The organism is Actinocorallia herbida (genome assembly GCF_003751225.1).
Taxonomy (GTDB): Bacteria; Actinomycetota; Actinomycetes; order Streptosporangiales; family Streptosporangiaceae; genus Actinocorallia; species Actinocorallia herbida.
Genome location: NZ_RJKE01000001.1, coordinates 1,581,226 through 1,607,495, shown reverse-complemented (window position 1 = coordinate 1,607,495; position 26,270 = coordinate 1,581,226). Strand labels below are relative to the sequence as shown.

Annotated in this window: 19 protein-coding genes; 8 read left to right on the top strand and 11 right to left on the bottom strand. The window is 73.5% G+C overall.

The annotated features are described in order from the left end of the window. The first annotated feature begins 128 nt into the window (after window positions 1-128). Window positions 129-713, top strand: coding sequence for a TetR-like C-terminal domain-containing protein (locus EDD29_RS07605; RefSeq protein WP_123663649.1), 585 nt, complete (start codon window positions 129-131; stop codon window positions 711-713). Here EDD29_RS07605 and uvrB read toward each other — a convergent pair. From uvrB to EDD29_RS07590, 3 genes are all read right to left on the bottom strand, one after another. Then, window positions 691-2,805, bottom strand: a complete 2,115-nt coding sequence (gene uvrB, locus EDD29_RS07600) for an excinuclease ABC subunit UvrB (RefSeq protein WP_123663647.1) — start codon at window positions 2,803-2,805, stop codon at window positions 691-693. The two genes, EDD29_RS07605 and uvrB, sit on opposite strands and share 23 nt — an antisense overlap. A 146-nt stretch (window positions 2,806-2,951) precedes the next feature. Beyond that, window positions 2,952-3,971, bottom strand: a complete 1,020-nt coding sequence (locus EDD29_RS07595; RefSeq protein WP_148085897.1) for a YsnF/AvaK domain-containing protein — start codon at window positions 3,969-3,971, stop codon at window positions 2,952-2,954. Between the two features lie 38 nt (window positions 3,972-4,009). Next, window positions 4,010-4,954: a hypothetical protein gene (locus tag EDD29_RS07590; protein WP_148085896.1), complete on the bottom strand. Its 945-nt coding sequence runs from the start codon at window positions 4,952-4,954 to the stop codon at window positions 4,010-4,012. Between the two features lie 119 nt (window positions 4,955-5,073). On the opposite strand from EDD29_RS07590, the gene EDD29_RS07585 reads away from it, so the two are divergent. From EDD29_RS07585 to EDD29_RS07575, 3 genes are read left to right on the top strand one after another with little or no spacing between them, the layout of a single operon-like run. Then, window positions 5,074-6,090, top strand: coding sequence for a hypothetical protein (locus EDD29_RS07585; RefSeq protein WP_246052576.1), 1,017 nt, complete (start codon window positions 5,074-5,076; stop codon window positions 6,088-6,090). Window positions 6,091-6,092: 2 nt separating this feature from the next. Next, window positions 6,093-6,731 (top strand): hypothetical protein, encoded by a 639-nt coding sequence (locus EDD29_RS07580; RefSeq protein ID WP_123663639.1) that lies wholly within the window; start codon window positions 6,093-6,095, stop codon window positions 6,729-6,731. Continuing rightward, the gene (locus tag EDD29_RS07575; protein WP_170201315.1) at window positions 6,728-7,546 is read left to right on the top strand and encodes an inositol monophosphatase family protein; all 819 of its coding nucleotides are present in this window, start codon (window positions 6,728-6,730) and stop codon (window positions 7,544-7,546) included. The genes EDD29_RS07580 and EDD29_RS07575 overlap by 4 nt, the downstream gene beginning before the upstream one ends. 100 nt (window positions 7,547-7,646) lie before the next feature. Here the strand turns inward: EDD29_RS07575 and EDD29_RS07570 are convergent, their stop codons facing one another. Further along, the gene (locus tag EDD29_RS07570) at window positions 7,647-9,293 is read right to left on the bottom strand and encodes a penicillin-binding transpeptidase domain-containing protein (RefSeq protein ID WP_123663637.1); all 1,647 of its coding nucleotides are present in this window, start codon (window positions 9,291-9,293) and stop codon (window positions 7,647-7,649) included. 111 nt (window positions 9,294-9,404) lie between these two features. Here EDD29_RS07570 and EDD29_RS07565 point away from each other — a divergent pair, with 111 nt between their 5' ends. Together EDD29_RS07565 and EDD29_RS07560 are read left to right on the top strand one after the other, a co-directional pair. After that, window positions 9,405-10,334 carry a LysR substrate-binding domain-containing protein gene (locus tag EDD29_RS07565; protein WP_123663635.1) on the top strand — a complete coding sequence of 310 codons (930 nt, stop codon included), beginning with the start codon at window positions 9,405-9,407 and terminating at the stop codon, window positions 10,332-10,334. Beyond that, entirely contained in the window at window positions 10,331-11,227 is an 897-nt protein-coding gene (locus EDD29_RS07560) for a serine hydrolase (protein WP_246052574.1), read from the top strand. The genes EDD29_RS07565 and EDD29_RS07560 overlap by 4 nt, the downstream gene beginning before the upstream one ends. 9 nt (window positions 11,228-11,236) lie before the next feature. Here EDD29_RS07560 and EDD29_RS07555 read toward each other — a convergent pair whose 3' ends face one another. After that, window positions 11,237-12,463 carry an ArsB/NhaD family transporter gene (locus EDD29_RS07555; protein ID WP_211359595.1) on the bottom strand — a complete coding sequence of 409 codons (1,227 nt, stop codon included), beginning with the start codon at window positions 12,461-12,463 and terminating at the stop codon, window positions 11,237-11,239. Window positions 12,464-12,561: 98 nt separating this feature from the next. Between EDD29_RS07555 and EDD29_RS07550 the strand changes: the two genes are divergently transcribed. Then, the gene (locus EDD29_RS07550; protein ID WP_123663631.1) at window positions 12,562-18,216 is read left to right on the top strand and encodes a WD40 domain-containing protein; all 5,655 of its coding nucleotides are present in this window, start codon (window positions 12,562-12,564) and stop codon (window positions 18,214-18,216) included. A 134-nt stretch (window positions 18,217-18,350) separates the two neighbouring features. Continuing rightward, entirely contained in the window at window positions 18,351-19,214 is an 864-nt protein-coding gene (locus tag EDD29_RS07545; RefSeq protein ID WP_123663629.1) for a glycerophosphodiester phosphodiesterase, read from the top strand. Window positions 19,215-19,236: 22 nt separating this feature from the next. On the opposite strand, the gene coaE is transcribed toward EDD29_RS07545, so the two are convergent. From coaE to EDD29_RS07515, 6 genes are all read right to left on the bottom strand, one after another. Further along, the gene (gene coaE / locus EDD29_RS07540) at window positions 19,237-19,824 is read right to left on the bottom strand and encodes a dephospho-CoA kinase (protein ID WP_123663627.1); all 588 of its coding nucleotides are present in this window, start codon (window positions 19,822-19,824) and stop codon (window positions 19,237-19,239) included. 62 nt (window positions 19,825-19,886) lie between these two features. After that, complete coding sequence (locus tag EDD29_RS07535) at window positions 19,887-20,360, bottom strand: GNAT family N-acetyltransferase (RefSeq protein ID WP_123663625.1); 474 nt, start codon at window positions 20,358-20,360, stop codon at window positions 19,887-19,889. Next, a complete protein-coding gene (locus EDD29_RS07530) occupies window positions 20,357-22,249 on the bottom strand; it encodes an endonuclease/exonuclease/phosphatase family protein (protein ID WP_148085895.1) in 1,893 nt (630 codons plus the stop codon). Before EDD29_RS07530 ends, EDD29_RS07535 begins: the two co-directional genes overlap by 4 nt. Window positions 22,250-22,376: 127 nt before the next feature. After that, window positions 22,377-23,849 (bottom strand): 30S ribosomal protein S1, encoded by a 1,473-nt coding sequence (rpsA, locus tag EDD29_RS07525; RefSeq protein ID WP_123663621.1) that lies wholly within the window; start codon window positions 23,847-23,849, stop codon window positions 22,377-22,379. 268 nt (window positions 23,850-24,117) lie between these two features. Next, window positions 24,118-25,221 (bottom strand): polysaccharide deacetylase family protein, encoded by a 1,104-nt coding sequence (locus EDD29_RS07520; RefSeq protein ID WP_123663619.1) that lies wholly within the window; start codon window positions 25,219-25,221, stop codon window positions 24,118-24,120. Window positions 25,222-25,311: 90 nt separating this feature from the next. Beyond that, window positions 25,312-26,268, bottom strand: a complete 957-nt coding sequence (locus EDD29_RS07515; RefSeq protein WP_148085894.1) for a hypothetical protein — start codon at window positions 26,266-26,268, stop codon at window positions 25,312-25,314. Window positions 26,269-26,270: the final 2 nt, after the last annotated feature.

The window sequence follows — 26,270 nt, the reverse complement described above, 5'->3', positions numbered from 1 at the left end:
AAGAATCGTTCCTCGCCGCAGGAGATGTCAGAACTTTTTGCTGGAACACCCTCCGGACGACCCGTCGTATTGCCACACTTTTCACCATTCTGAGTAACCGAAGAGCAACCGACTGCGAAGGCGGGGGCGTGATCCTGACCAACCAGGAGACCCCGGCGGGGTCTGCCGCGCGCGGCCCGATCTACGCCGCGGTCATCGAGGCGTTCCGCACGGACCCCGCGCTCACCCACGAGGCCGTGGCCGACCGGGCCGGGGTCTCCCTCCCCGCGCTGCGGCTGCGCTGGCCGGCGATCGCCGACCTGCTGATGGAGGCGCTGGTCGCCGGCTGCTTCCCCACCCCGCCCGACCCGGGCGAGCTGGGGCTGCGCGAGGAGCTCGTGGCGTTCATCTCCGACCTGCTGCGCGAACAGGCCCTGCACCACGACCTGATGACGGCCTTGGCCGCCCGCCTGCCGGTGGACCCCGAGCTCAACCGGGCCTACCGGCGCCGGATCATCCTGCCGCGCAACGAGGTCGCCAAGCGCATCGTCGGCAGGGCGGTCCTGCGCGGCGAGGTCGACCCCGACGCCGACCTCGACCTGGCCTTCTCGGCGGTCCCCGCCTACCTCGGCTACCGGATGGCGCTGCTCGACCCCGTCAGCGACCCCGGGGCCGCCGAGCGGCTCGCCGACCGGCTGGTGCTGCCGCTGCTCAGGAGATGCCGGCCTCTTTGAGGTCGCGCAGCTCCCGCTTCAGCTCCTTGATCTCGTCCCGCAGCCGGGCCGCGACCTCGAACTGGAGATCGGCGGCGGCCTGGTGCATCTGGTCGGTCAGCGAGGCGACCAGGCCCTCCAGCTCCGCACGTGGCCGGTCGGTGACCAGATCGGCGGTGTGCCTGCCGACCTCGGCGCGGCTGCCGAAGCCCGGCACGGGGGCCTTCCCGCGCGACTGGGCCCTGCCGGAGCCGCCCATCATCACCGCGGTGTCCTCGTCCTCGCGGACGATGGAGTCGAGGATGTCGGCGATCCTCTTGCGCAGGGCCGTCGGCTCGATGCCGTGCTCGGTGTTGTAGGCCTCCTGCTTGGCCCGGCGCCGGTTGGTCTCGTCGATCGCCCGCTCCATCGACGGGGTGATCTTGTCGGCGTACATGTGGACCTCGCCGGAGACGTTGCGGGCCGCGCGGCCGATCGTCTGGATCAGCGATGTCTCCGAGCGCAGGAAGCCCTCCTTGTCGGCGTCCAGGATCGACACCAGGGAGACCTCGGGCAGGTCGAGGCCCTCGCGGAGCAGGTTGATGCCGACCAGCACGTCGAACTCGCCCTGGCGCAGCTCGCGCAGCAGCTCGATCCGGCGCAGGGTGTCGACCTCGCTGTGCAGGTACCGGACGCGGACGCCCAGCTCCAGCAGGTAGTCGGTGAGGTCCTCGGCCATCTTCTTGGTGAGGGTGGTGACCAGGACCCGCTCGTCCTTCTCGGTGCGGACCCGGATCTCGTGCACCAGGTCGTCGATCTGGCCCTTGGTGGGCTTGACGACGATCTGGGGGTCGACCAGGCCCGTCGGGCGGATCACCTGCTCCACCACGTCGCCTTTGACCCGGCCGAGCTCGTACGGGCCCGGGGTGGCCGACAGGTAGACGGTCTGGCCGATCCGCTCCAGGAACTCCTCCCACTTGAGCGGCCGGTTGTCCAGGGCCGAGGGGAGCCGGAAGCCGTGGTCGACGAGCTGGCGCTTGCGGGAGGCGTCGCCCTCGTACATCGCGCCGATCTGCGGGATGGTCTGGTGGGACTCGTCCACCACCAGCAGGAAGTCGTCGGGGAAGAAGTCCAGCAGGGTGTTCGGGGCGGTGCCCGCCTCGCGGCCGTCCATGTGCCGGGAGTAGTTCTCGATGCCCGAGCAGGAGCCGATCTGGCGCAGCATCTCCAGGTCGTAGGTGGTGCGCATGCGCAGCCGCTGGGCCTCCAGCAGCTTGCCCTGGCCCTCCAGGACGGCCAGGCGCTCGGCCAGCTCGGCCTCGATCCCCTCGATCGCCTTGATCATCCGCTCCTCGCCCGCGCCGTAGTGGGTGGCGGGCAGGATGTGCAGCTCGGTGTGCTCCTCGAGCACCTCGCCGGTGAGCGGGTGCAGCGTGGACAGCTTGTCGATCTCGTCGCCGAACATCTCCACCCGGACGGCGAGCTCCTGGTACTGCGGGATCACCTCGATGGTGTCGCCGCGGACCCGGAACGTGCCGCGGGTGAAGGCGAGGTCGTTGCGCGCGTACTGGATGTCCACCAGGCGGCGCAACAGCTTGTCGCGGTCGATCTCGTCGCCGACCTTGAGCTTGATCATCTGGTTGATGTACTCCTCGGGCGCGCCGAGGCCGTAGATGCAGGAGACCGAGGCGACGACCACCACGTCCCGCCGGGTCACCAGGGACGAGGTCGCCGAGTGCCGCAGGCGCTCCACCTCGTCGTTGATCGAGGAGTCCTTCTCGATGTAGGTGTCCGTCTGCGGGACGTACGCCTCCGGCTGGTAGTAGTCGTAGTAGGAGACGAAGTACTCGACCGCGTTGCCCGGCAGCATCTCGCGCAGCTCGTTGGCGAACTGGGCGGCGATGGTCTTGTTGGGCAGCATCACCAGGGTCGGCCGCTGCACCTGCTCGATGAGCCAGGCGACCGTGGCGGTCTTGCCGGTGCCGGTGGCGCCCAGCAGCACCGAGTCCTTCTCCCCCGCCCAGACCCGTTCGGCCAGCGCGGCGATCGCCCCCGGCTGGTCCCCCGACGGCGTCATCTCGGTGACGACCTCGAAGGGCTTGCGGATGCGCTGAAGATCGAGTTCGTCCCGCACGGTCCACCTCCCACAATGTCCACCTCCACCGTACGGCCCGCCACCGACAGAATCGCCCGCGCGGGAACGGCGGGCCCGGGCTCGCGAACGCCAGGGGGACCGGGAGGCCGCCGTACGGCATCCCGGTCCCCTTCCGCCTCCGCGCCCTACCGGCGGTCGGGCCTGCCGCCCGGGTCGATCGGCGTGTCGCGGCGGGTCGTCTCGGCCGGGTTCCCGGCGCCGACGTGGCGGCCGACCCCGTCCTCGAACCGCTCGACCTCGATCCGCTCGCGGCGGATCTCGTCGCGCATGATCCGCTCCTCGGGGACCTGCTTGACGTTCAGCCTGACCCGCTCGACCGCGTGCGTCTCCTTGACCGCGAAGGCCCGCTGGCCGCGCAGCACGATCTCGACGGTGTCCTCGCCGATCTGGTCGGCGCCGGGCGTCTGGGACTCGGTCACCGGGACCCGCTCCAGGTCGAACTCCTCGTGCACGAGCCGGACGCGCTCCTCCACGGGCACCACGTCGACGTACTTGTGCAGCCGGACCCGGCCCAGCTCGACCTGCTCGGTGCGGAAGTGGATGCGCTCCTCGCAGCGGGTGAGCGACAGCTCCTCCGGCCGGTGCGCCTCGAAGTCGCGGGCGCGGGCCGACTCGCGGCCCAGGTCGCGGGCCGAGGTCTCCCGGGTCCCGCCGGGCGTCGCGGTGCCCGCCATGCCGGCGATGTTGGTCATGCCCGTGTCGCCCGTGGTGCTCTCGGCGCGGGTGTCCCGCCGGCCGGTCGTCCGGCCGGCCGCGCCCGCGGCCCCCGCCGCGCCCGCCGCGGCGGCCGAGGTGGCCTTGCCGGACATGCCCGTCGGGGTCGTGGTGGTGGTGCCGAGGCCGTAGTAGCTGCGCAGCCGCGCCTCCTGCTCCGGCGTGATGTGCCGGTCGACGGCCAGCTCGGGCGAGTCCTTGACGCGGTTCTTGTCGTAGGGCACCACGAGGTCGCGGCCGGACAGGGAGCTGCCGGCGAGCGGGACGAACCTGTCCTTGCCGCCGAGCATCCCGCCCATGCGCAGGCGCGCCCATTCCTGGTTGCCCGTGACGTCGTCGAAGAAGATCTGTTCGACGGTGCCGAGTTCCTCGCCGCCGGGCCCGGTCATCCGGGCGCCGAGCAGTTTCTTGATGTCCATCGGTGTGCTCATGGTGTCTGCTCCGAAATCGCTGGATCGGGAACGGGCGGTCAGCGAGCCTTGACCGTCGTCCAGTCGGTGCCGCCGTTCTGGCGGAGACGCACCTCCCTGAGAGTGGTTCGGGACGGGATCTGGAAGACGTAGGCCCCCTGGACCGACTGGCCCGGGGGAACGGCGGTCTCCAGGGCCTGCCCGCCCTCCAGCAGCTGCCCCACCTTCCGCTTTCCGGCGAAGTAGGTGGTCGGCCCGGTGTAGCCGCGCTGGAAGCCCGCGGTCGCCGAGCAGGGCTGCCCGCCGTCGTTCTTGACCGTGGTGGTCACCACGGCGAAGGACTGGCCGCTCGGCGCGGTCACCGTCGCCCCCGTCTGAGAATTGCGAATGGCGCCCACGGGGGCCGAGAACGTCGTCCCGGTGAAGACGAGGCGGCAGGACCCGCCCCCGGCGGTCGGGGCGACCGGCGCGGCCGGGACCGTGACGGTCTGGTCGACCGCGGTCACCGTCACCGTCGGGGTGGTCCGGACCACGGGCTCGCGGGACATGTTGGCGATGCCGAGCCCTCCGAGCATGAGGCCCGCGGCCGGCACCAGCAGCCATGCCGGGTTGAAGTCCTTGCGCGGCCTGGCCGACCGGTCGGTCCCGGTGGCGCCGGAGTCCACGCGCGCGGTCCCGAGCGGCTCTTTGCGCGCCTCTCTCTGGCCGCCGCCTTGCGCGGCGCGCTCTTCGGTGAAGTGCTCCCCGGTGCCCTCCGTGGCGCGCCTTTCGGTGCCGTAGGCGCCGGATTCCTCGGGTCCCAGGTGCTCTTGCGGTCCCCGGAGGGTCCCGAACGCGCCGGACTCCTCGGCGCCCGGTCCTTCCCCGGGGGCGCCCTTGCCCGGGGGGACGCCCGGACCGGGCTCTTCGCGTCCCGTGCCGCCGCCGCTCCCGTCCCGCTCGTCGCCCGCCATGTACGGCTCCCCCGATACTCGGTGGTCCTCCTGGACCGCTAGATCGCTCATTCCCCCCAGAAAGGACAGGGCTGCGCGCCCCGGCCATTCTTTGGGGAATTCTTGAGGCTGTCGCCGACCCGGGTTCTTTGTTTACGATGGCCAGGCCGCCGACAGGTACGGGGATCGCATTGGCACGGTTCGCCCTCTGGCTCGTCAAGAACGCCGACGGCGCGATCGCGCTGCTCGTCGCCGCGGTCGTCGCCGTCATCGGCCTGACCGACGACCCCGACCCCCAGCTGGTGTCGGGCGCCACCCTGCTGGTCCTCGGCCTGCTGTCCGCGGGGATCCTGCGCGACCGCTACCGGCGCGTGCCGGTCGAGGAGGAGGTCCGCGCGTCCCTCTCCAGGCTCACGGTGCTGCCCGAGCGGCTGGAGCGGATCGAGGAGTTCGAGCAGCTCGTCCGGCGCTCCCGGCTCGCCCTCGACGAGTCGTCCGCGGTCCAGATCCTCGGCGGCGCCGAGGTCGCCGCGGCGCTGGCCACCGCGCGGGAGGGCACCGACCGGTGGACCTTCAAGGGCGGCACCGGCACCTACATCCGGGCGGTGACCCTGCCCGAGCTGGTGACCGCCGCGCGCGTGGGCGGCCGGACCCTGCTCGTCCGCCTGGAGATCATCGACCCGTCCGACGGCGACGTGTGCGACACCTACGCGCGGTTCCGCCGGGCCGGGGCCGACAGCACGGCCGCCGCCGAGCCGTGGACCCTGGAGCGGACCCGCAAGGAGTCCTACGCGACCATCCTGGCCGTCTGCTGGTACACCGAGCGGTTCCGGCTGCTGGAGGTCGTCATCGGGCTGTCCCGGCAGATGACGACGTTCCGGTGGGACCTGTCGGCCTCGTGCGTGATCATCACCCGCGAGGAGCCCAGCGGCCCCGCGCTCAAGGTCGACAAGGGCAAGTTCTACTACGACTGGTGCGCCGCCGAGCTGCTCAACAGCCTCGACCAGGCCCGCCGGGTCCCGCTGGAGCAGGCCCGCAGCGCCCCGTTGTCGGACGAGCCGACCATCGAGGAGGTCCGGCGGCTCTTCCAGGCGCTCGGCCTCGCCCTGCCCCGCTCGTTCTCCGACCGGGACGTCATGGACATCGCGCGCCGGGCCCTGCGCGCCGTCGACCCGTACCCGGACGAGCGCGCTCCCCGGGAGCGGTAGCGATGCGCTACGCGGAGCTGCACCGGCTGTGCTCGGCGGGCCCGGCGCCGGAGGTGGCGCGCTGGGCGCACGAGACGCTCACCGAGGCGTCCGCGGGGAGGATCGAGGGGGTCCTGCATCCGCTCGGCTTCCTGTGCCTGCCCGTCGAGCGGCACTCGGGGACCGGCGTCTGCCTGCACCTGTGGTCGCCCGAGCTGCCTCCGGCCCCCTCCACCACCTCGCTGTGGCACTGCCACAGCTGGGAGCTGCTCAGCCTGCTCCTGTACGGCGGCCTGCGGAACACGCTCGCCACCCTCGCCGACGGGCCCGACCTGCGGGTCTTCCGCGTGGTCAGCGCGCCCGACGGCGACACGCTCGAGGCGACGGACCGGACCGTGCGGGCCGTGCCGTCCGACGGGGGCACCTTCACCCGCGGCGCCGTCTACCGGCTGCCCGCGGGCAGCTTCCACCGCACCGAGGTCACGGGCGAGACGGCGACCGTCGCGCTCGGGGCCGACCGGACGGGCGCGCACGACCTCACGCTCGGCGCGCCCGGCCTGCGCTCCCACCGGGTGCGCCGCCGCCGGGGCGACCCGCGGCAGACGGCAAGGCTCGCGCGGCGGGCCGCCGACCTCCTCCTGGCGAACGGAGCACACCCATGATCGACCTTCGGCGGGCGCACGCGGTGGCGGTCGAGGCGGCGGAGGCAGCGGGGGCGGTCCTGGCGCCCGGCGCCCGGTTCGACGTGCGGGCGAAGGGCGGCGCGGGCGACCTGGTCACCGACCTGGACCTGCGGTCCGAGAAGATCATCATCGACCGGCTGCTGAGCGCCTTCCCCGACCACGCCGTCCTCGCCGAGGAGTCCGGGAGGACGCCGGGGAACGGGCCGCTGTGGGTGATCGACCCCCTGGACGGCACCCACAACCTGACGATCGGGCTGCCCGCCTACTCGGTGGGGGTGGCGCTCTGCGTGGACGGGGCGCCGGCCGTCGGGGTGGTGCACGATCCCGTCACCGGGCAGACGTGGTCGGCGGTGCGGGGCGGCGGGCCGCTCGGTCCGGGCGGGACGCCGCTGCCGCCGCCGGAGGCTTCGCCCCGCAAGGGGCTCATCGTTTCGTACATCGTCGGGTACCCGGTGAGCCGGGACGATCCGACCGCGATGGCGCACCTGTACGTCCTCAACCGCAGGTGCAGCCGGGTCCTCGCGCTGTGGTCGCCGCAGCTCACCTGGATCATGCTCGCGCGCGGCCTCATCGACGCCGTCATCGGCTACCGCACCGGCCCGGTCGACCTGCCCGCGGGCGCCCTCATCGCCACCGAGGCGGGCGCCCGGCTCACCACGCTGGACGGCGCGCCGTTCCCGGTGTGCGTGGAGGCGCCCGAACACACCTTCGTCGCGGCCCGCCCTGAGGCCGCCGCCGAACTCCTGCCGATGCTGGCGTCGGCCGCGGCGCTCCGGATGCCCGAACCCGCCTGATCTCTCCGGTGGCGGCGGGCCGGTGCGCGCGGCGCCGCGGCCCGCGGCCGTGGCTCCCCGGGCCCGGCCCGCCGCGGCGGGCCGGGCCCGGTGCCCCGGGTCAGAGCGCCTTGAGGAACTTCGCGGCGACGGGGGCCGCGGCCTCGGCGCCGGTGCCGCCGTCCTCGACGATGACGGCGAAGGCGACATCGCCCTTGTAGCCGACGAACCAGGCGTGGGTCGGCGGGTTCTCGCCCGACCCGTACTCGGCGGTCCCGGTCTTGCCCGCGCTGCCCGCGGGGAACGCGACGGCGTGCGCGGTGCCCTCGGTGACGACCGCGGGCATCAGGACGCGCAGGGCCTTGCGGACCCCGGGGTCGAGCGCGTGGTCGGGTTCTGCCTTCTTGCCCCCGGCGTCCAGGGCCGCGCCGACGAGGTCGGCGGGGACGAGCCGGGGCGAGCGCCAGGTGCCGTCGGCGGCCGCGGCGGCGACCGAGGCCATGTTGAGCGGGCTGGTCAGCACCTCGCCCTGGCCGAACGCGGCGGCGGCCAGCGCGGTGTCGTCCTCGACCGCGGGGAACGCGGCGCGGACGGCGGGCAGGCCGGCGAGCACGGGGGCGTTGAAGCCGAACTGGGCGGCGACCTCCGCGAGCCGCCCGTCGCCCAGGTCCTTGACGGCCAGGTCCGCGAAGGTGGTGTTGCAGGAGTGCGCGAAGGCGTCCCGCAGGGGCACGCTTCCCAGCTTCTCGAAACCGGCGTTCTTGAAGGTCCGGCCGCCGATCTCGGTGGTCGCCGGGCACGGCACGGTGTCGGTGACCTTGAGGCCGCCCGCGACGAGCGCCGCGGCCGTCACGATCTTGAAGGTCGAGCCGGGAGGGTACTGGCCCATCAGCGCGCGGTTGTATCCGCCGGGCTTGTTCGCGACGGCGAGGATCTCGCCGGTGGAGGGCCGCACGACCACCATCGAGGCGTTCTTCTTGACGGAGGACAGCGCGTTCCCCGCCGCCCGCTGGACGCGCGGATCGATGGTCGTCTCCAGCGGCTGCCCGTCGGCCCCGTCGAACGAGGCGAGCTTCGCGACGGCCTTCCCGTCGCCGTCGCCCTCGACGATCCGGACCTCGAGCGACGGGGTTCCGGCGAGCCGCTCGTCGTACTGCCGGTTGAGTCCGTCCTGGCCGATCGGGTCGCCCTCCCGATAGGGCGCGCCGAGCTCCTTGACCTGGTCGGCGGTGGCCGGTCCGACGGGGCCGAGCAGCTGCTGCACCGAGCCGGACGAGCTGCCGCGCAGGTCGGCGCCGTCGGCCCCGGTGATCGCCGCCCGGTCCGGGAAGACGCGGACGGCCGTGAGCCGCCGTCCGTCGGCGAGGTCGGGGTGCAGGACGGACGGCGCCCAGGCCACCCGCCACTCACCGTCCTTCTCGGTGAGACCGAAGGTGCCGTCGTACTTCCACACCTGGCCCTCGCCCAGGGTCAGCTCGGCCCGGTAGTGGGCCTTGGCCGTGTCGCCGTCCCCCACCGAGACGATCTTGATGGTCTGGGCGGTGACGCCCAGATCGCTCCAGGTCTTCGTGAGCCGCTCGGGCAGATCGGCGGGATCCCCGTCGGCGATCCGCGCCATCGTCGCGGCGTCCTCGCCCTGCCAGGCGGCCGCGAACCGCTCCGCGACGGGCTGCGGCCCGTCTCCCCTGGTCAGCGCCCACAGCGTGCCCGCTCCGGCCGCCACCAGGACCGTGGGCACCGCCGCGATCACCACTGCCTTGCGCCGCATCGACGTCTCCCCTTCCCCCGATAGGAGATCCCAGGACAGCAGAAGATCACGAATATGTCCAAGTTCAGTATTGATCACATATTGATAGGTAAAGCGATATAGTCCCTGCTCATGAACCTCGTGGGGCATCTGGAGTGCTTCGTGGTGGTCGCCGAGGAACTCCACTTCGGCCGGGCCGCGGCGCGGCTCGGCATGGCCCAGCCACCGCTCAGCCAGCGCATCCAGCGCCTGGAGCAGGAGCTCGGCACCCGGCTGTTCGACCGCTCCAGCCGCCGGGTCGCGCTCACCGAACCCGGCAGGGTGCTGCTGGAGGACGCCCGCGACCTCCTGGTGCGGGTCGAGCGTATCCGCGGCCTCGCCGACCGGGCGGGCGACCGCGCCGTGCTGCGCGCCGGCCTCCCCGAGGACCTCGACGGACGGGTCGTCGCCGCCCTCATCGGCGCCTACCGCGACGTGCGCCCCGACCTCCCCCTCGACCTGCGGCCCGCCGCCACCGCCGACCACCTGCGCGCGCTGGCCGAAGGGCTCCTCGACGTCGCCGTGCTCCGCCACCCCTGCGACGTCTCCGGACTCGCCCTCGGGCCGATGCTCGGGCAGCCGCTCGGCGTCCTGCTCCCCGAGGACTCGCCCCTCGCCGCCGTCCCCGTCCTCCCCCTGGCCGACCTGCGCGGCCACGACCTCGTCGTCGACGGGAGCGCCGCGCCGCGCGCGGACCTGCTCGCCTCCTGCGCGCGCCACGGATTCACGCCCGAGGCCGTGCACGAGTCCCCGCATCCGCAGTTCACGCTCGGCCTCGTGCTCGCCGGGGACGCCGTCGCGCTCGTCCCGCGCGCCCGCGCCGTGCCGGGCACCGCGTGGCGTCCCCTGGACGGCGACCCGCTGCTGTGGCGGACGTCCTGCGCGTGGCGGGCCGACACCGCGCCCGACGGGCCGCTCGCCGACCTCGTCGACGTCACGACCCGCGTCCTGCGCGCCGAGGCCGCCATGGCCCCGGTGGCGTCCCGGGTCGTCCCCCGCCCGTCGTCCGGGTTCCTCGCGTGAGCGCCGGGACCGGGGCCGTGGGCCGGATCGAGGCCGAATTCCGCGACGCGGGAGTGCACGGACGGCTGCACGCGCTCGACCTGGACTCCGGCGCGGAGGTCGCGGCCGGGGCCGACGAGGCCGTCGTGCTCGCGTCGGTGTTCAAGGTGCCGCTGCTCGTCGCGTTCTTCCGGCGGGCCGCCGCCGGGGAGCTCGACGCGCGCGCCCAGGTGGTCCTGCCGCCCGAGGCGCGGATCGCCGGGGCCACCGGGACGTCGGTACTGCTGGACGAGGTGCGGATGTCGCTCCGCGACCTCGCCTGCCTGATGATCACGGTGAGCGACAACACCGCCGCCGACGCGGTGATGGACCACGTCGGGCTCGACCACGTCAACCGCGCGATGGCCGAGCTCGGCCTTGACCGCACCCGGATCGTCGGCAACGCCCGCGACCTGCACGCCTCGATGCTCGCCGACGCGGGCGCCGACGACGCCGCCGCCCTGTGGGCGCGCCTCGGGGAGCCCGGCGTGCTCGCGCGGCTGTCCGCGCTCGACCCTGCCCTGGCCACCCGCGGCACGCCGCGCGAGATGACGCGCCTGCTCGCGGCGGTCTGGCGCGACGAGGCCGCGCCGCCCGACGCCTGCGCGCTGATGCGCCGGATGCTCGGCCTCCAGGTGTGGCCGCACCGGCTCGCGTCCGGATTCCCCTATGACGACGTCGTCGTCAGCGGCAAGACCGGCACCCTCCCGACCGTCCGCAACGAGATCGGCGTCGTGGAGTACCCCGACGGGGGCCGCTACGCCGTCGCGGTGTTCACCCGCTCGCGGAGCACCGCCTCCGCGCAGCCGCGGGCCGACGCCGTCATCGGGACCGCCGCGCGCCTGGCCGTCCAGGCCCTGCGCGCCGGAGGGTGACCCGGGCGGCTACAGCAGGACGAGCGCGGCGACCGAGGCGGGGAGCGCCACCGCGGCGAGGAGCGCGCCGTGGGCGGCGAACCTGCCGATCGGCACGGTGAGTTCGAAGCGGCGGCACCACTCGAACCACAGCAGGGTCGCCAGGGACGCCCAGGGGGTGACGAGCGGGCCGACGTTCGTGCCGATGAGCAGGGCGAGGAGCTGGTCCTCGTGGCCCAAGGGCACGGCGGGCTCTCCCGCGGTGTAGGCGGGCAGGTTGTTGATGACATTGGACAGGCCCGCGCCCACCGCCGACGCGCGCAGCGCGCCGCCGAGCCCGTCGTCGGTGCCGATCAGCGCGGTCATGACGGCGTCGAGGCCGAACCTGACGAGCACGGGCACCACGAGGAACAGCCCGGTGACGAACACGAGCAGCCGCCAGGGCACCAGCGACGGCCGCAGCGCGGACGCGTCGCGGACGCCGAACACCAGCACGAGCGCCAGCGCCGCCCCGCCCGCCGCGAACTCGACGGGGACGCCCGCGAGGACCCCCGCGACGAAGCCGAGGCAGGCCACCGCCGCCGCCCCGCACAGGACGCGGTCCCTGACGCGCTCGGGGGCGGGCGGCTCATAGGCGTCGGCCCCGCGCGCCCCGCGCCGCCAGTACAGGAACCACAGCGCCACCATCGTCACCGCGATCGCGACGACCTGGGGCGCCCACATGCGGGCCGCGAAGTCCCGGGGGGCGAGGTCGACCCGTTTGGCCGCGAGCAGGTTCGTCAGATTCGAGACCGGCAGAAGGAGGCTCGCGGTGTTCGCGAGCCAGACCGTGGTCATCGCGAGCGGGAGCGCGGCGATGCCCGAGCGGACGGCCAGCGCCAGCATGACGGGGGTGAGCAGGACCGCCGTGGTGTCCAGGTTCAGGAAGATCGTCGTGAGCGAGGCGAAGGCCGTGCACAGCAGGAACAGCCTGCCGTACCGGCCCCGTCCCGCGATGGCCATCCGGGCGGCGACGACGTCGAAGACCTGCGCGGTCTTCGTCAGTTCCACCAGCACGATCACCGCGACCAGGAACACCAGCAGGGGCGCGATCCTGCGCAGACCGGCCTCGGCGTCGGCGGCGGGCAGCAGCCCGGTGAGCACGAAGACCACGCCCGCGGCGAGCAGCCCGAAGCGGATCCAGTCCAGCACGGGGACACGGCGCACCCAGGTCATCCGGCGACGGCCCCTCTTCTCGCGGTGTGGAAGCGCAGTCATGATCTCCTGACGGGGCCCGTGATCTCAACCGGACGACGATCTCCGCCGTCTTCCGCCGGGGGATTCTCATCCACCGGTGATCCAGTGATACTGACCAGATGACGACGGGGCAGCGGACGGACGTCTTCGTTTCCTACTCGCCCGCCGACGAGCGCTGGGCGGCGTGGATCGCGTGGGAGCTCGAGGACGCCGGGTACCGGACGATGATGCAGGCCTGGGACTTCGTGCCGGGCACCAACTTCATCGACTTCATGGACCGCGGGGTGAGCGAGGCGCAGGTCGTCGTGGCGGTCCTGTCGAGCAACTACCTGCGCTCGCGGTACGGCCGGATGGAGTGGCAGGCGGCGATCCGGGCCTCGCCCGACGACCCGTCGGCGAAGCTCATCACGGTCCGGCTGGAGGACTGCGAGCTGGAAGGGCTGCTCTCCACCATCACCTACGTCGACCTCGTGGGCGTCCCCGACGAGGAGACGGCGCGGGACCTCCTGCTCACCCGGGTCCGCCAGGCCGTCGAGGGCCGCGCCAAGCCCGCCGAGCGGCCGCCCGGCCCGTTCGCTCCGGTCCCGGCCGAGCCGCTGCCCGCGGAGGGCGCCCGGCCCGCCCGCCGCGCGCCCTCCGCGCAGCCCGGTTTCCCGTCCGGCGCGGCCGACGCGGCGGCGGGACCCGACCGGGTCACCGTCCTGCACCTCGCCGGGCCGCGGTTCGGCCGGACGCTCGCCGCCGAGCCGTTCGACGCGGCCGAGCTCCAGGAGCGGGTCGCAGCCGACCTCGCCGAACTGCACGCCAAGCCCGATCTGGTGGTCGTCACCGGCGACCTCACCGAGTCCGGCAGCCGCCGCGAGTGCGCCGAGGCCGCCGCGTTCCTCACCGGGCTGCGCGCCCAGCTCGGCCTGGAGCCGCACCGCATCATCGTGGTGCCGGGCGTCCGGGACGTCACCAAGGCCGCCTCGCGGTCCTACTTCGAGCTGTGCGACGCCGACGACGTCGAGCCGCAACCGCCGTACTGGCCGAAGTGGCGGCACTTCGCGGGGCTGTTCGCCGAGCTGTACCGGGGCCTGGACGGCACCGTGTTCGACAGCGCCCAGCCGTGGACCCTGTTCACCGTGCCCGAGCTGCGCCTCGCCGTCGCCGGGCTGAACTCGACGATGGCGGTCAGCCACCGCGCGGGCGAGGACCACGGCCAGGTCGGCCACGCCCAGGCCGCCTGGTTCGCCGGACGGCTGCGCGGCCTCGGCGAGGACTGGCTGCGCGTCGGCGTGGTCGCGCACAGCCCCGAGACCGACTCCCCCGGCCGGCTGCGCGACGCCGACCTCCTCGGCCGGATCGTCGTCCCGTCCCTCGACCTCGTGCTGCACGGCGGGACGGGCGCGGCGGCCGACCTGCCGTCCGGCGCCGCGGTGTTCCCCTCCCCCGCGCCCGGCCGCCTCCAGGTGCTCACCGTCGACCACACCGGCGTCACGGTGGCCCGGCTCGGTGCGGAGCCGGTGCGGGTGGAGCGCCCCGGCCTGCTGCGCCGCAGGCCGCCCCCGCCCGCCGTGCCCGCGCCGCGCCCCGCCGCCGACGACCCGCCGGGCCCGGCCGAGGTGCTGCTCGACCAGATCACCGAGGCGTGCGAGACGCGCTTCCCCGGCGCCCGGGTACGCCGCGTGGCGGCCGACCCGCCGCATCTGCTGGTGACCCGGATGGAGGACGGGTTCGTCCGCCAGTTCCGGATCGGCGCCCACCCCGGCACCGTCGGCGAGGCCGAGATCGCCGAGTTCCTCCGGCACGTCCACGCGGGCGGCGACGCGCACGGCTCGGAACTCGTCCACCTCGGCGAGCCGCCGTCCCGAGAGCTGCGCGAGGACGCGCTGCGGCGGGGGGTCAGGCTGCGCAGCCTGACCGAGTTCCAGGGCCTGCTCGACCTCTCGGCGTACGTCGCGGGCCAGACCGCGCGCCTGGAGGCCGACCCGCTCTACCCGCCCGGCATGTACGTCCCGCAGCGGTTCCGCGAACTCGACGGCGGCGACAGCACCGCGGTCCGCGAAGGGCTCGTGGCCGAGATGCTCCGCATGCTCGGCGCCGACCACGGCAGGTTCCTGCTCCTGCTCGGCGACTTCGGGCGCGGCAAGACGTTCTCGCTGCGCGAGGTCGCCCGGCGCATCCCCCGGGAGCTGCCGTCGCTCATCCCGATCCTCATCGAGCTGCGCGCGCTCGACAAGGCCCAGTCCGTCGAGGCGCTGGTCGCCGCCCATCTCGCCGCGCACGGCGAGGAGCTGATCGACCTGCGCGCGTTCCGCTACATGCTGCGCCAGGGCCGGATCGTGCTGCTCTTCGACGGATTCGACGAGCTCGTCACCCGGGTGACCTATGACCGGGCGGCCGACCACCTGGAGACCCTCCTGGCCGCCGCCGAGGGCGAAGCGAAGATCGTCGTGGCCTCCCGGACCCAGCACTTCAAGTCGCACGCCCAGGTGTTCACCGCGCTCGGCGAGCGGGTCGGGACCGTGCCGAACCGGCGCGTGTGGGGCGTCGAGCCGTTCACACCCGCGCAGATCCGCGCCTACCTCGGCAACCGGTACCGCGACGAGGGCGCCGCCGACCGGCGGATGGCGCTGCTGCGCGGGGTGGAGGAACTGCTCGGCCTCGCCCAGAACCCGCGGATGCTCGGGTTCATCGCCGACCTGCCGGAGGAGCGGCTCAGGCTCGTCGCGCAGGCCCGGCGCACCGTCAGCGCCGCCCACCTCTACCAGGAGATCCTCACCTCCTGGCTGGCGCACGAGGAACGGCGGATGCGCGGCATCCCCGGCTCCCCCGACGGGCTCTCGCTGGCCGACCTGTGGCTCGCCGCGGGCACCCTGGCGCTGCGGCTGTGGGAGACCGGCGAGTCGCACCTGCGCCTGGACGAGCTGGGCGAGGTCGCCGAGACGCTGTCCGGCCTCGCCGAGACCGACATGTCGCCCGGCCAGACCACGCACGCGGTCGGCGCGGGCGGCCTGCTCGTGCGCAGCGACGACGGCATGTTCGGGTTCATCCACGGCTCGGTCCCCGAATGGCTGGTCGCCCGCAGGATCGCCGACGACCTCGCCGCGGGCGCCGACCCCGCCCCCCTCGGCCGCCGCGCGCTCTCCCAGCTGTCCGTCGACTTCCTGTGCGACCTCGCCGACCCCGAGGCGTGCCGCCGCTGGACCGCCGAAGTCCTCGCCGACCCCTCGGCCGGCGACGTGCAGCGGGCGAACGCCGTCAAGATCTCCACCCGGCTCCGCACGCCGCCGCGCACCGACCTGCGCGGCGCGAACCTCCAAGGCGAGGACCTGTCCTACCGGAACCTGTCCGAGGTCGACCTCACCGGCGCCGACCTCACCGACGCCCATCTCGTCGGGGCCGACCTCACCCGGGCCGTGCTGCGCGGCGCGTCCCTCGCCGGAGCTCGGCTGGACGAGGCGCGGCTGACCGGGGCCGACCTCACCGGCGCCGACCTCAGCCGGGCCCGCCTCGTCGGCACCGACCTGCGCGACGCGGTCGTCACCGGCGGCACCTGGACGCGCGCCGCGCTGATCGCCACCCGCGGAGGCGCGGCCGAACGGGTCGGGCCGCGCGGGGCCGCCGTGGTGCCGGGCGACCCGGTGGACGCGCAGTTCGCGCCCGCCGCGATGGGGATCCCGTTCGGCTTCCACTTCCAGAACAGCCGCATCCCCGCGCCCGTCTCCTACAGCCCCGACGGGTCCACCGTCGCGTTCGGCGCCGAGGACGGCTCGGTGCTGCTCTGCGACTCGCGCACCGGGCTCCCCCTGCGCACGCTGCGCGGCCACCACGACCGGGCCTACGCGGTCGTGCACGCCGGAGACGACCTCCTCGTCACCGGGGCCGCCGACGGCACCCTGCGAATCTGGGACGCGGCGACCGGCCGTGCCCACGGGCCCGGGGAGCGCCGGGTCATCGAGGTGCACCCGGACGGGGTCTGGCCGGTCGTCGCCGACGGTACGAGGCTCGCCGCGGGCGCCGCCGACGGGGTCGTCCGGCTGTGGGACCTGACCGTCGAGGACGGTCCCTACCTGTCCCTGCCCGGACACGACGCCCCCGTCTACACGTGCGCGTTCAGCCCGGACGGGGCGTGGATCGTCACCGGGGACAGCCGCGGGACCGTCCGGGTGTGGACGGCACGAGGCGAACCGGCACACCGGATCGAAGGCGACGGACCCGTCTACCGGCTGCTGTTCACCGACGAAGGACAGCTCGCCACCTGCGACTCCCTCGGCAAGGTCCGCCTGTGGGACTTGCCTTCCGGGGCGGTCCTGCGCGAGTTCTCCGGGCACACCGGACGGGTCTACGCCCTGTGCTCGCGCGGCTCCCTGCTGGTCTCCGGCGACACCGACGGCGGCGTGCGGCTCTGGGACCTCTCCGGCCGCAACCCGTCGCGGTCCCTGACGGGGCACACGGGGGCGATCTACAACGCGCTGCTCGACCCGTCGGGAGAGCTCCTGGCCACCTCCGACAGCGACGGCGCCATCTTCCTGTGGGACGTCGCGGGCGCCGAAGGCGTCTGGCCCGCCTCGTTCGGCCGACGCGCGCGGGTGCTGAGCGGGCACCGCGGCGCGGTCTGGCCGCCCGTCTTCCGGCCCGACGGCGGCCAGCTCGCCACCGTCTCCAACGACGGCACCGCGCGGCTGTGGGACACCGCGACCGGCGCCGGCCGGCACACCCTGCGCGGCCACGGCAGGCGCATCACCACCGTCACGTTCAGCCCCGACGGGTCGACCCTGGCCACCGCGGGCAACGACGGCGTCGTCCGCCTGTGGGACCCCGCGACGGGCGCCCCCGCGGGCACGCCCCTGACCGGCGAGGCCGACCGGCTCACCTCCGTGGTGTTCAGCCCCGACGGGCAGCGCCTCGGCACCGCGACCAACGACGGCGGCGTCCAGCTCCGCCAGGCGGCCACCGGCGCGTTCGAACGCGAGCTGTCGGTCGGCACCGACCACGTGTGGGCGCAGGCGTTCAGCCCGTCCGGCGACATCCTCGCCACCGCCAACGACGACGACACCGTCCGGCTCTGGTACCACACCACCGGAAGGGAGGTCGGCAACCTCGACGCCCACCGCGGCCGTGTCAGGTGCATCGACTTCTCGCCCGACGGCGCCCGCGTCGCCACCGGCTGCGACGACAGGCTGGTCCGGATCTGGGACACCGCGACCGGCGCGCTCCTGCACACCCTGGAAGGCCACGGCGACCGCGTCTACCAGGTGGTGTTCGACCCGTCCGGCGCGCTACTGGCCAGCGCGAGCAACGACGGCACCGCCCGGCTGTGGAACGCCGCGACCGGCGCGACCCTGCGCAGCCTCGGCGGCCACGCCGGCCGCCTGTGGACCGTCGCGTTCTCCCCCGACGGCGGGACCCTCGCCACCGCCGGCGACGACCTCGTGATCCGGCTGTGGGACGCCGCGACCGGCGAGCCCATCGCCGCCCTCACCGGGCACACCCGCCGGGTGTGGTCCGTGGCCTTCTCCCCCGACGGCGACCTCCTGGCCAGCGGCGGCGACGACGGCACCGTCATCCTGTGGACGGTGCCGCCCGACCCGTCCCGCGCCGCGCTCCGCTGCACGCTGCTCGGCCTCGCCGAAGGTTGGGCGATGGTCGCGCCCGACGGGCGGTACAAGCACGAGGGCGCGGTCACCGGCCAGTTCTGGTGGTCGGCCGGGCTCTGCCGGTTCGAGCCCGGCGAGATGGACGAGCACCTGCCGTCGGTCCGGCGGCTGCCCGTCGAGGAACCGCTCTGACCGGGCCGCGCCCGCCGCACCGCGTAACGGTTACGCACGGTAGCGGGGAAGGTGTGGCGGGAGGGTCCGAGGTGGCCTACGGTGGTCGTCGCCCGCCGTCCCCGGCGGTCCTTTGCTCCCGTGGAGGGTTGCGCATGCCACGACTCGGCGCCGTGCTGGTGACCGCCGTCTCCCTGCCCCTCGTGCTCCCCGCCGCACCCGCCCTGGCCGGCCCCGCGGCCGCGCCCGCCGCCCGCGCGGACGCCGGCGACGTCGTCGTCATCGCGCACCGGGGGGCCTCGGCGTACGCGCCGGAGAACACCGTCTCGGCGATCCGCGAGGCGGGCCTGCGCGGCGCCGACCTGGTCGAGGTCGACCTCCGGCAGACCAAGGACGGCAAGCTCGTCGTCATGCACGACGCCGGGCTCACCCGCACCACCGACGCGCGCCGCAAGTTCCCCAAGCGCAAGTCGTGGCGGGTCCACGACCTCACCCTCGCGCAGGTGCGCAAGCTCGACGCGGGCCTGTGGTTCGGCCGTGTCCACCGCGGCGAGAAGGTGCCGACCCTCACCGAAGCGCTCAAGGCGGTCAAGGCGGCGCGACTCGGCGTGATCCTGGAGTTGAAGAACCCCGGGCAGTACCCGGGCATGACCTCCCAGGTGGCCAAGGCGCTCAAGTCCGACTCCTACTGGCTCACCGAAGGCCGCGCGCTCGTGCAGAGCTTCGACTGGCCCGCGGTCCGCGAGATCAACGGCAAGCTGCCCGCGGCGGTCCGCACGGGCGTGCTCGGCCGCCCGAACTTCGCCGACATGCTGGGCGCCCGGTTCTACGCCGACGTCCTGCACGTCGAGAAGGGGTCGGCGGGGGCCGCCTACGTGGCGCAGGCGCACAACGCCCTGTACAGGGTGTACGCCTACACCGCCAACGACGGCGCGGCGGCCCGCCGCCTGGTCGCCTCCGGCGTCGACGGCATCACCACCGACCGGCCCGACGTCCTGCGCGCCGCCCTCGACGCCTGACGGACCGGGGCCCGGGGGCGTCCTACAGGGACGCCCACAGTTCGTCGACGCGGGCGTGCAGCTCCGCCAGCGTGCCGGAGTTGTCGATGACCCGGTCGGCGATGGCCAGGCGCTGCTCCCGGGTGGCCTGCGCGGCGATCCTGGCCCGCGCGGCCTCCTCGGCCATCCCCCGCTGGGAGGTGAGCCGCTCGATCTGGACCTCCACCGGCGCGTCCACCACGACGACGAGGTCGTACAGCGGCTTCAGCCCGTTCTCGGCGAGCAGCGGCACGTCGTAGACCACGACCGCGTCGTCGGGCGCGGCCTCCAGCAGCTCCTGGCCGCGCGCGCCGATGAGCGGGTGGGTGATCGCGTTCAGCGCCTTCAGCTTCGCGGCGTCGGCGAACACGATCGCGCCGAGCGCCTCCCGGTCGAGCGCGCCGTCCGGCCGCAGGACGCCCTCGCCGAACTCCTCGACGATCGCCGCGAGACCCGGCGTGCCCGGCTCCACGACCTCGCGGGCCAGGGCGTCGGAGTCGATGAGCACCGCGCCGTGCCCGACGAGCCGGCGCGACACCTCGCTCTTGCCCATTCCGATGCCACCGGTCAGGCCGACGCGCACTCTCGGCATGCTCTCCTCATTTCTGGCTGTCCCCGGCCGCGGGGGCGGGTCCGGGGGACGATGGGGACCGCTCAGTCGGCGTCCGGCAGGGACTTGCGCAGATGGACGTGCACGAGCTGGTCGGAGACCCGCTCCCGGCGGAACTCGGTGTAGCCGTGCCGCCGGTACAGCCGCAGGTTCTGCTCCGACAGATGGCCGGTGAACAGCACGAGGGACGTCGCCAGGCCGCGCATCTCCGCCTCGACCGCGCGCAGCAGGGCGGTGCCGATGCCCTGCCCCTGCCGGTCGGGGGCGACGACGAGCCGCCCCACCAGGCAGGTCGCGCCCTCGACCGCGGTGCGGACCGCGCCGACCAGCCTGCCGTCCTCCACCGCCTTGAGCACGACCGCCGGGCCGTCCAGCAGCGCGACGACCCGCTCCTGCCGCTCCACCAGGGGCGGCAGGAACGGGTCGCCGTACAGCTGGGCCTCGGAGACGTACGCGGCGCGCTGGAGGGTGATGATCTCCCCCGCGTCCGCGACCTCCGCCGCGCTGATCTCGATCAACGGCCGACCTCGGCGGTGACCGCGACGAGCCCGCCGTCGTCCACCGACGAGTCGCCGAACACCACGTCGTCGGTGCCGAAGATGTTCTGGGTGACGCCCTTGGCCAGGGTGCCGGGGGCCCTGCGCAGGCCCGCCGAGGTGAGGACGCCGATCTCCTCGGCGTCAGCCTCGGTGCTGAGGTCGCCGGTGACGATCGTGCGCGGCGCGCCGCTCCACGCCTTCACCAGCGCCGACATCTCCACGGCCCTGGCGTCGTCGTGCTCGTCGCCGGGGGCGAGCCGGGTCGTCCACACGTCGACCGTCGCGTCGCCCTCGCCGAGCCGCGCCCACACGTAGCCGCGGACCTGCTCGCCGCTGAACACCCGCGCGCTGCCCGTCGACTGGACCGGGACGGCGGTGAGGATCGCGTTGCCGTACTGGGAGTCGGCCGCGGGGCCCCACACCAGCTTCATCTCCAGCCGGTCCGACAGCCAGACGCCGAGGTCGGCGGTGCCGGAGGCGGTCGCGCCCCGGCCGACGTCCTGGAGCGTCACCACATCGGCGTCCTGCGTCTCTACGAGCCGGGCGATCCGCTCGGGGTCGAGCCTGCCGTCGTGCATGGCCTGGTCGATGTTGAGCGACACCACCCGGATCTCGGCCGCGCCGCCCGTGGGCGCCTTCGTGGCGGCCGACTGGCCGAACAGCACCGGCGGCACCAGCAGCAGGAGGCAGCCGCCGAGTGCCGCCAGGGCGCGCTGGGGGGCGCGCGCGGGCAGCGGGCCGCCGCGCGCCGCGGCGATCGCGGCGAGCAGGCCGAGCAGGATGCCCGCGAGGCCCGACAGGGCGTTGTTGGGGAACGGCAGCGGGTGCTCGGGGTTCAGCGTGTAAGGCACGAGGATCGCCACCAGCGCGAGGCCGCCGAGGGCCGCGCCGAGGTCGACCCGCCAGATCGGGCCGCCGGTCCCGGCCAGCCGCAGCGGCGCGCGGCAGGCCACCGCGAGCAGCCAGGCCGCGAGCAGCTGGGCGGGCACGACCGCGAAGACGACGAGCTTGCCGTCGAGCGCGTAGGTGCCCGCGACCGCGCCCGCGCAGACGCCCAGCAGGGTGCCGCCGAGGACGCCGACGCCGCCGGGCACGGCCCGCACCGCGAGGCCCGAGGCCAGGAACGCCAGGGCGAGCGCCTGGCCCGCCCAGACGACGTAGCAGGCCGTGGTCAGCGAGAGCCAGCCCGCGGACGCCACGAACGCCGGATTGGACAGGACCAGCACCTGGAGGGCGATGAAGGGGCCGAGGGCCGCAGCGCCGAGCGCGTCCCGCCAGCTGATGCCGGGGAACGGCACCGCGGGCGAGGACATCTCCCTGGCCAGCGCGGCGATGCCGGCCGCGACGACGATCAGGCAGACCGCCCACGGGCCGATCCCGCCGCGCCACACCCCGTCCCAGGTGCCGAACAGCATCCTGATGCTGGTGTCGAAGGCCAGGCCCGCGGTCGCCGCGATGGAGAACCCCACGCCGGAAAGGCCGCGGGAGCTCTCGTACAGCGCGGGCAGCGCCAGCAGGCCGAACGCCGTCCCGACGACGGCGAGGTTGAGCACGGGGCCGGTGCCCTGCGCCACCACGCGGGTGAGCAGGAGGCCGCCGACCCCGATCACCACGAGCCAGCGGGGGCCGCGCAGGGCCCGGATCGCCGGGGCGAGGAAGGCGACGGCGGCGGCGACCAGGCCGAGCCCGAGCGCCGCGCCGACGGAGGTGTTGGCGAAGGCCGGAAGGCTGTAGCGCAGTGTCTCGGCGAAGACCGCCACCGTCACGGCGATGAGCGTCAGCCGGGCGACGCCCCGGGGAACGATCGAGGGCCCCGCCGTACCTCCGGCAGGGCCCTCCATCTGGGCGCCAATGTCAGTCGTGACCACGTTGGTTGCAATCCCTCTCAGGGGACGGCCGCCGGCCACGCGGCGGGCGGCCGCTCATCGATCAGGCACCTCATTGCCAAACGACCAGCCGCCGGAGACGAATCCAGCGGCTGGTCGATGGGTTGTCCTACTGGTTGCCCGACAGCTTCTCGCGGAGAGCCGCCAGAGCCTCGTCGGTCGCCAGGGCGCCACCCGTGGTCTCCTCAGCGCCACCGCTGTAGGAGGTGGTCTGGCCGCCGCCCTCGCCGCCCGCAGCCTCGGCGTCGGCCTTGCGGGCCTCGTCGATCTGCTTGCGGTGCGCCTCGAAGCGGGTCCGGGCCTCGGCGTACTGCCGCTCCCAGGTCTCGCGCTGCGAGTCGAAGCCTTCCAGCCACTCGCCGGTCTCGGCGTCGAAGCCTTCGGGGTACTTGTAGTTGCCCTCGGCGTCGTACTCGGCCGGCATGCCGTACAGGGTCGGGTCGAAGTCCTCGTCGGTGACCTCGACGGCGCCCTCGTTCGCCTGCTTCAGCGAGAGGCTGATGCGACGGCGGTCGAGGTCGATGTCGATGATCTTGACGAAGATCTCGTCGCCGACCTGGACGACCTGCTCCGGGATCTCCACGTGGCGCTCGGCCAGCTCGGAGATGTGGACCAGGCCCTCGATGCCCTCCTCGACCCGGACGAACGCACCGAACGGCACCAGCTTGGTGACCCGGCCGGGCACGACCTGGCCGATCTGGTGGGTGCGGGCGAACTGCTGCCACGGGTCTTCCTGGGTCGCCTTCAGCGACAGGGAGACGCGCTCGCGCTCCATGTCGACGTCCAGGACCTCGACCGTGACCTCCTGGCCGACCTCGACGACCTCGGACGGGTGGTCGATGTGCTTCCAGGACAGCTCCGAGACGTGCACCAGGCCGTCGACGCCGCCGAGGTCCACGAACGCACCGAAGTTGACGATCGAGGACACGACGCCCTTGCGGACCTGGCCCTTCTGGAGGGTGTTGAGGAACGTCTGGCGGACCTCGGACTGGGTCTGCTCCAGCCAGGCACGGCGGGACAGGACCACGTTGTTGCGGTTCTTGTCCAGCTCGATGATCTTGGCCTCGAGCTCCTTGCCGACGTACGGCTGGAGGTCGCGGACGCGGCGCATCTCGACCAGCGACGCCGGGAGGAAGCCGCGGAGGCCGATGTCGAGGATGAGACCACCCTTGACGACCTCGATGACCGTACCGGTGACGATGCCGTCCTCGTCCTTGATCTTCTCGATCGTGCCCCAGGCCCGCTCGTACTGAGCGCGCTTCTTGGACAGGATCAGGCGACCTTCCTTGTCCTCCTTCTGGAGGACCAGGGCCTCGACCTCGTCACCGACGGAGACGACCTCGTTGGGGTCGACGTCGTGCTTGATCGAAAGCTCGCGGGACGGGATCACGCCCTCGGTCTTGTAGCCGATGTCGAGCAAGACCTCGTCTCGGTCGACCTTGACGACGGTGCCTTCGACGATGTCGCCGTCATTGAAGTACTTGATGGTCAGGTCGATCGCGGCGAGGAAATCCTCGGCGGAACCGATGTCGTTGACCGCTACCTGCGGGGTGGTCGAGGTGGCTTCGGTGCTGCTCGTCATGTGTGGACTGGCTCCGGGTACGGACATGAGTCGACTGGAAAAGCGCGAGGGCCCATTTCGTCCCTGCCCAAGACCGGAGATGAGGAGCCGAGCTCCCCGAGATGACCGATGTCGACCAGATCGAGCGTGCGCCTGCTCCGTCCGAGGTGCCGCAGGCCCATAGCGCAGCGATCAGCATATGAGATGAGAGGCCACGAGGTCAATCCGGCCATCCGGGAGGAGATCTACCCGGGGACTCCCGGGGCGCGGGCGGCGCCCCGGGAGGCGCTCAGTAGAAGCGTCCCTGGGCCGCCCAGTCGGGGTCGAGGCCGCCGATGACCGACGACGGAGCGGTGACCGTGGCCTTGTCCCCGTCGGAAGTGAACCGCTGCTCCGGGTTCTTCTCCAGCCATTCGATCCAGGCCGTGGAGCAGAACTTGTCGCAGCCGTCCTCCTTGACCTTATCCTCCGACCGGATGCGGGCGATACTGGTCGGGTCGAACTCCTTGGCGAAGACCGAGACCGACGGCCGCCACCCCGCAAGGAAGATCCCCTTGAAGTCCCAGGTCGGGCCTTTGGCCACGAACGCGTTGTCCTTGGCCTTCGAGCGCGGCGGATTGCCGAACGGATACGCGAACGTGACGGACCGGGTGCCGGAGATCTTCTCCACGACCGACTCGTTCTTCGAGATCTCCGACTCGACGCTCTTGCGCGCCATGCCCGCGAGGTTCGGATGCGTCTGGGTGTGGTTGCCGATCTCGAACCCGTGCTGGACCAGCCACGTGACGCCCGGGTTGGCCTCCTCGCCGAGCTGGAACGGGTCCTTGTTGATGTAGAACGTCGCCACCGGACGGAAGGACGGGTACCGCGACGCCACCTCGAACAGGACGCCGACCGCGGTGTCCGGCACGGGGTTGCCCGCGGGGTCCAGCGCGAACTGGGTGGGATTGCCGTCGTCGAAGGTCAGCACGACGGGGTGGGCCCCGGCCGGGATGTCGATCGTCCCGCGCACGAAGTCGGCCGCGGTGATCGGCACATAGTTCCCCTTGGCCAGGGACTCCAGCTCCTTGCGCAGCTCCTCGGGAGTGCGGTCGATCGAGGAGAACGGCTTGGCGATGATCCGGTGGTACATGATCACCGGCACCTGGCCGAGCTCGTTGGCCTTGGCCGCGATGGCCGCCGCCGAGGCGGGCTGCGGAGGCGGCGGGGTCGTCTTGGTCGGCGTCGGCTTGGCCGTCGGCGTGGCGGTCGCGGCCGCGGGCGCGGCGGTGGCCGCCCCCGAAGGCCGGGCGACGACCTCGGAGGCGTCCTCCTCCGGCCGTGGCGCGAGCAGGAGGCCGAACAGCAACGCTGCGCCGAGCACGAGCACGGCGAACTTGTGAAGGGTGGGCACGGGATCTCCGGGAGAAACGGGAGGCACCAGACTAGAGCGGTGGGACCCTTTGCGTCCCGTATCCTGCCGCGCGCCGCGCGCGTGTCTGGTTCAGCCGGTGGCGATGATCCCGGCGGCGGCCAGCGCGAGGACCGCGGGCCCGGCGAGCCCGGCGAGCAGCCCGGACAGCGTCGCCGAGCCGCAGGCCAGGCGTTGCCCGGCCATCAGGGCCGCCGAGGCGCAGGCGAGCGCCGCCACGGTCCAGCGCAGCCAGGGCTGGAAATCCGGCTCGGTGCCGAGCACGAGGAACGCCACGGAGGCGGTGCCGAGCACGCAGCCGGACAGCACCGCGGGCCACGGGCGCCCGGTGCGCCCCATGAGCGCGGCGCCGATCCCGGCGAGCGCGGCGATGCCCGGCGGCACGAGCACGGTGAACGCCTCGCCGTTCGAGTGGCCGAGGGCGTATCCGAGGTAGGACACCGCGGTCCAGTCGCCCCACAGCAGCAGCACGGCCACCCGGGCCCGGTCCCGGCGCGCGATCGCCAGGCCGGCGGCGAACGAGACCGCGGCGAACGGCAGCAGCCAGACGAAGGGGCCGCCCGGGACGTCGGCGAGGCTCCCTGCGCCGGCGAGGAGGTTCGCGCCGTGGAGGTCGGTGTCGAAGCCCCAGGGCTCGGCCTCCATCACCGCGACGCCCGCCCCGCCGAGCACGAGCGCGCAGGCCGCGCGCACGAGGATCGGCCCGCGCGCGGCGACGGCGTGGGCTGCGAGGATCAGAAGGAGCAGCGCGAGCGCGTCGGAGGCGGAGGTCCGGCCGATGCCGACGGGGCTCAGCGCCAGCGCGAGGCCCGCGAGAACGCCCGCGCCATGCCCGAAGCGCGTACCGACCGCGGCGTACAGGGCGAAGACGGACGCACCGGCACAGGCCGTGCCGATCAGGTAGTAGGGGTGCGGATCGGCGCCCATTCCCAGGAAGTGCAGGAGAGCGGCAAGGGCGGCGAGCACCCAGAGGACCGGACGGGCCCACCGGGGGTCTTCGGGGCCACCGAGCAGGGTGCTCCGGATCATGC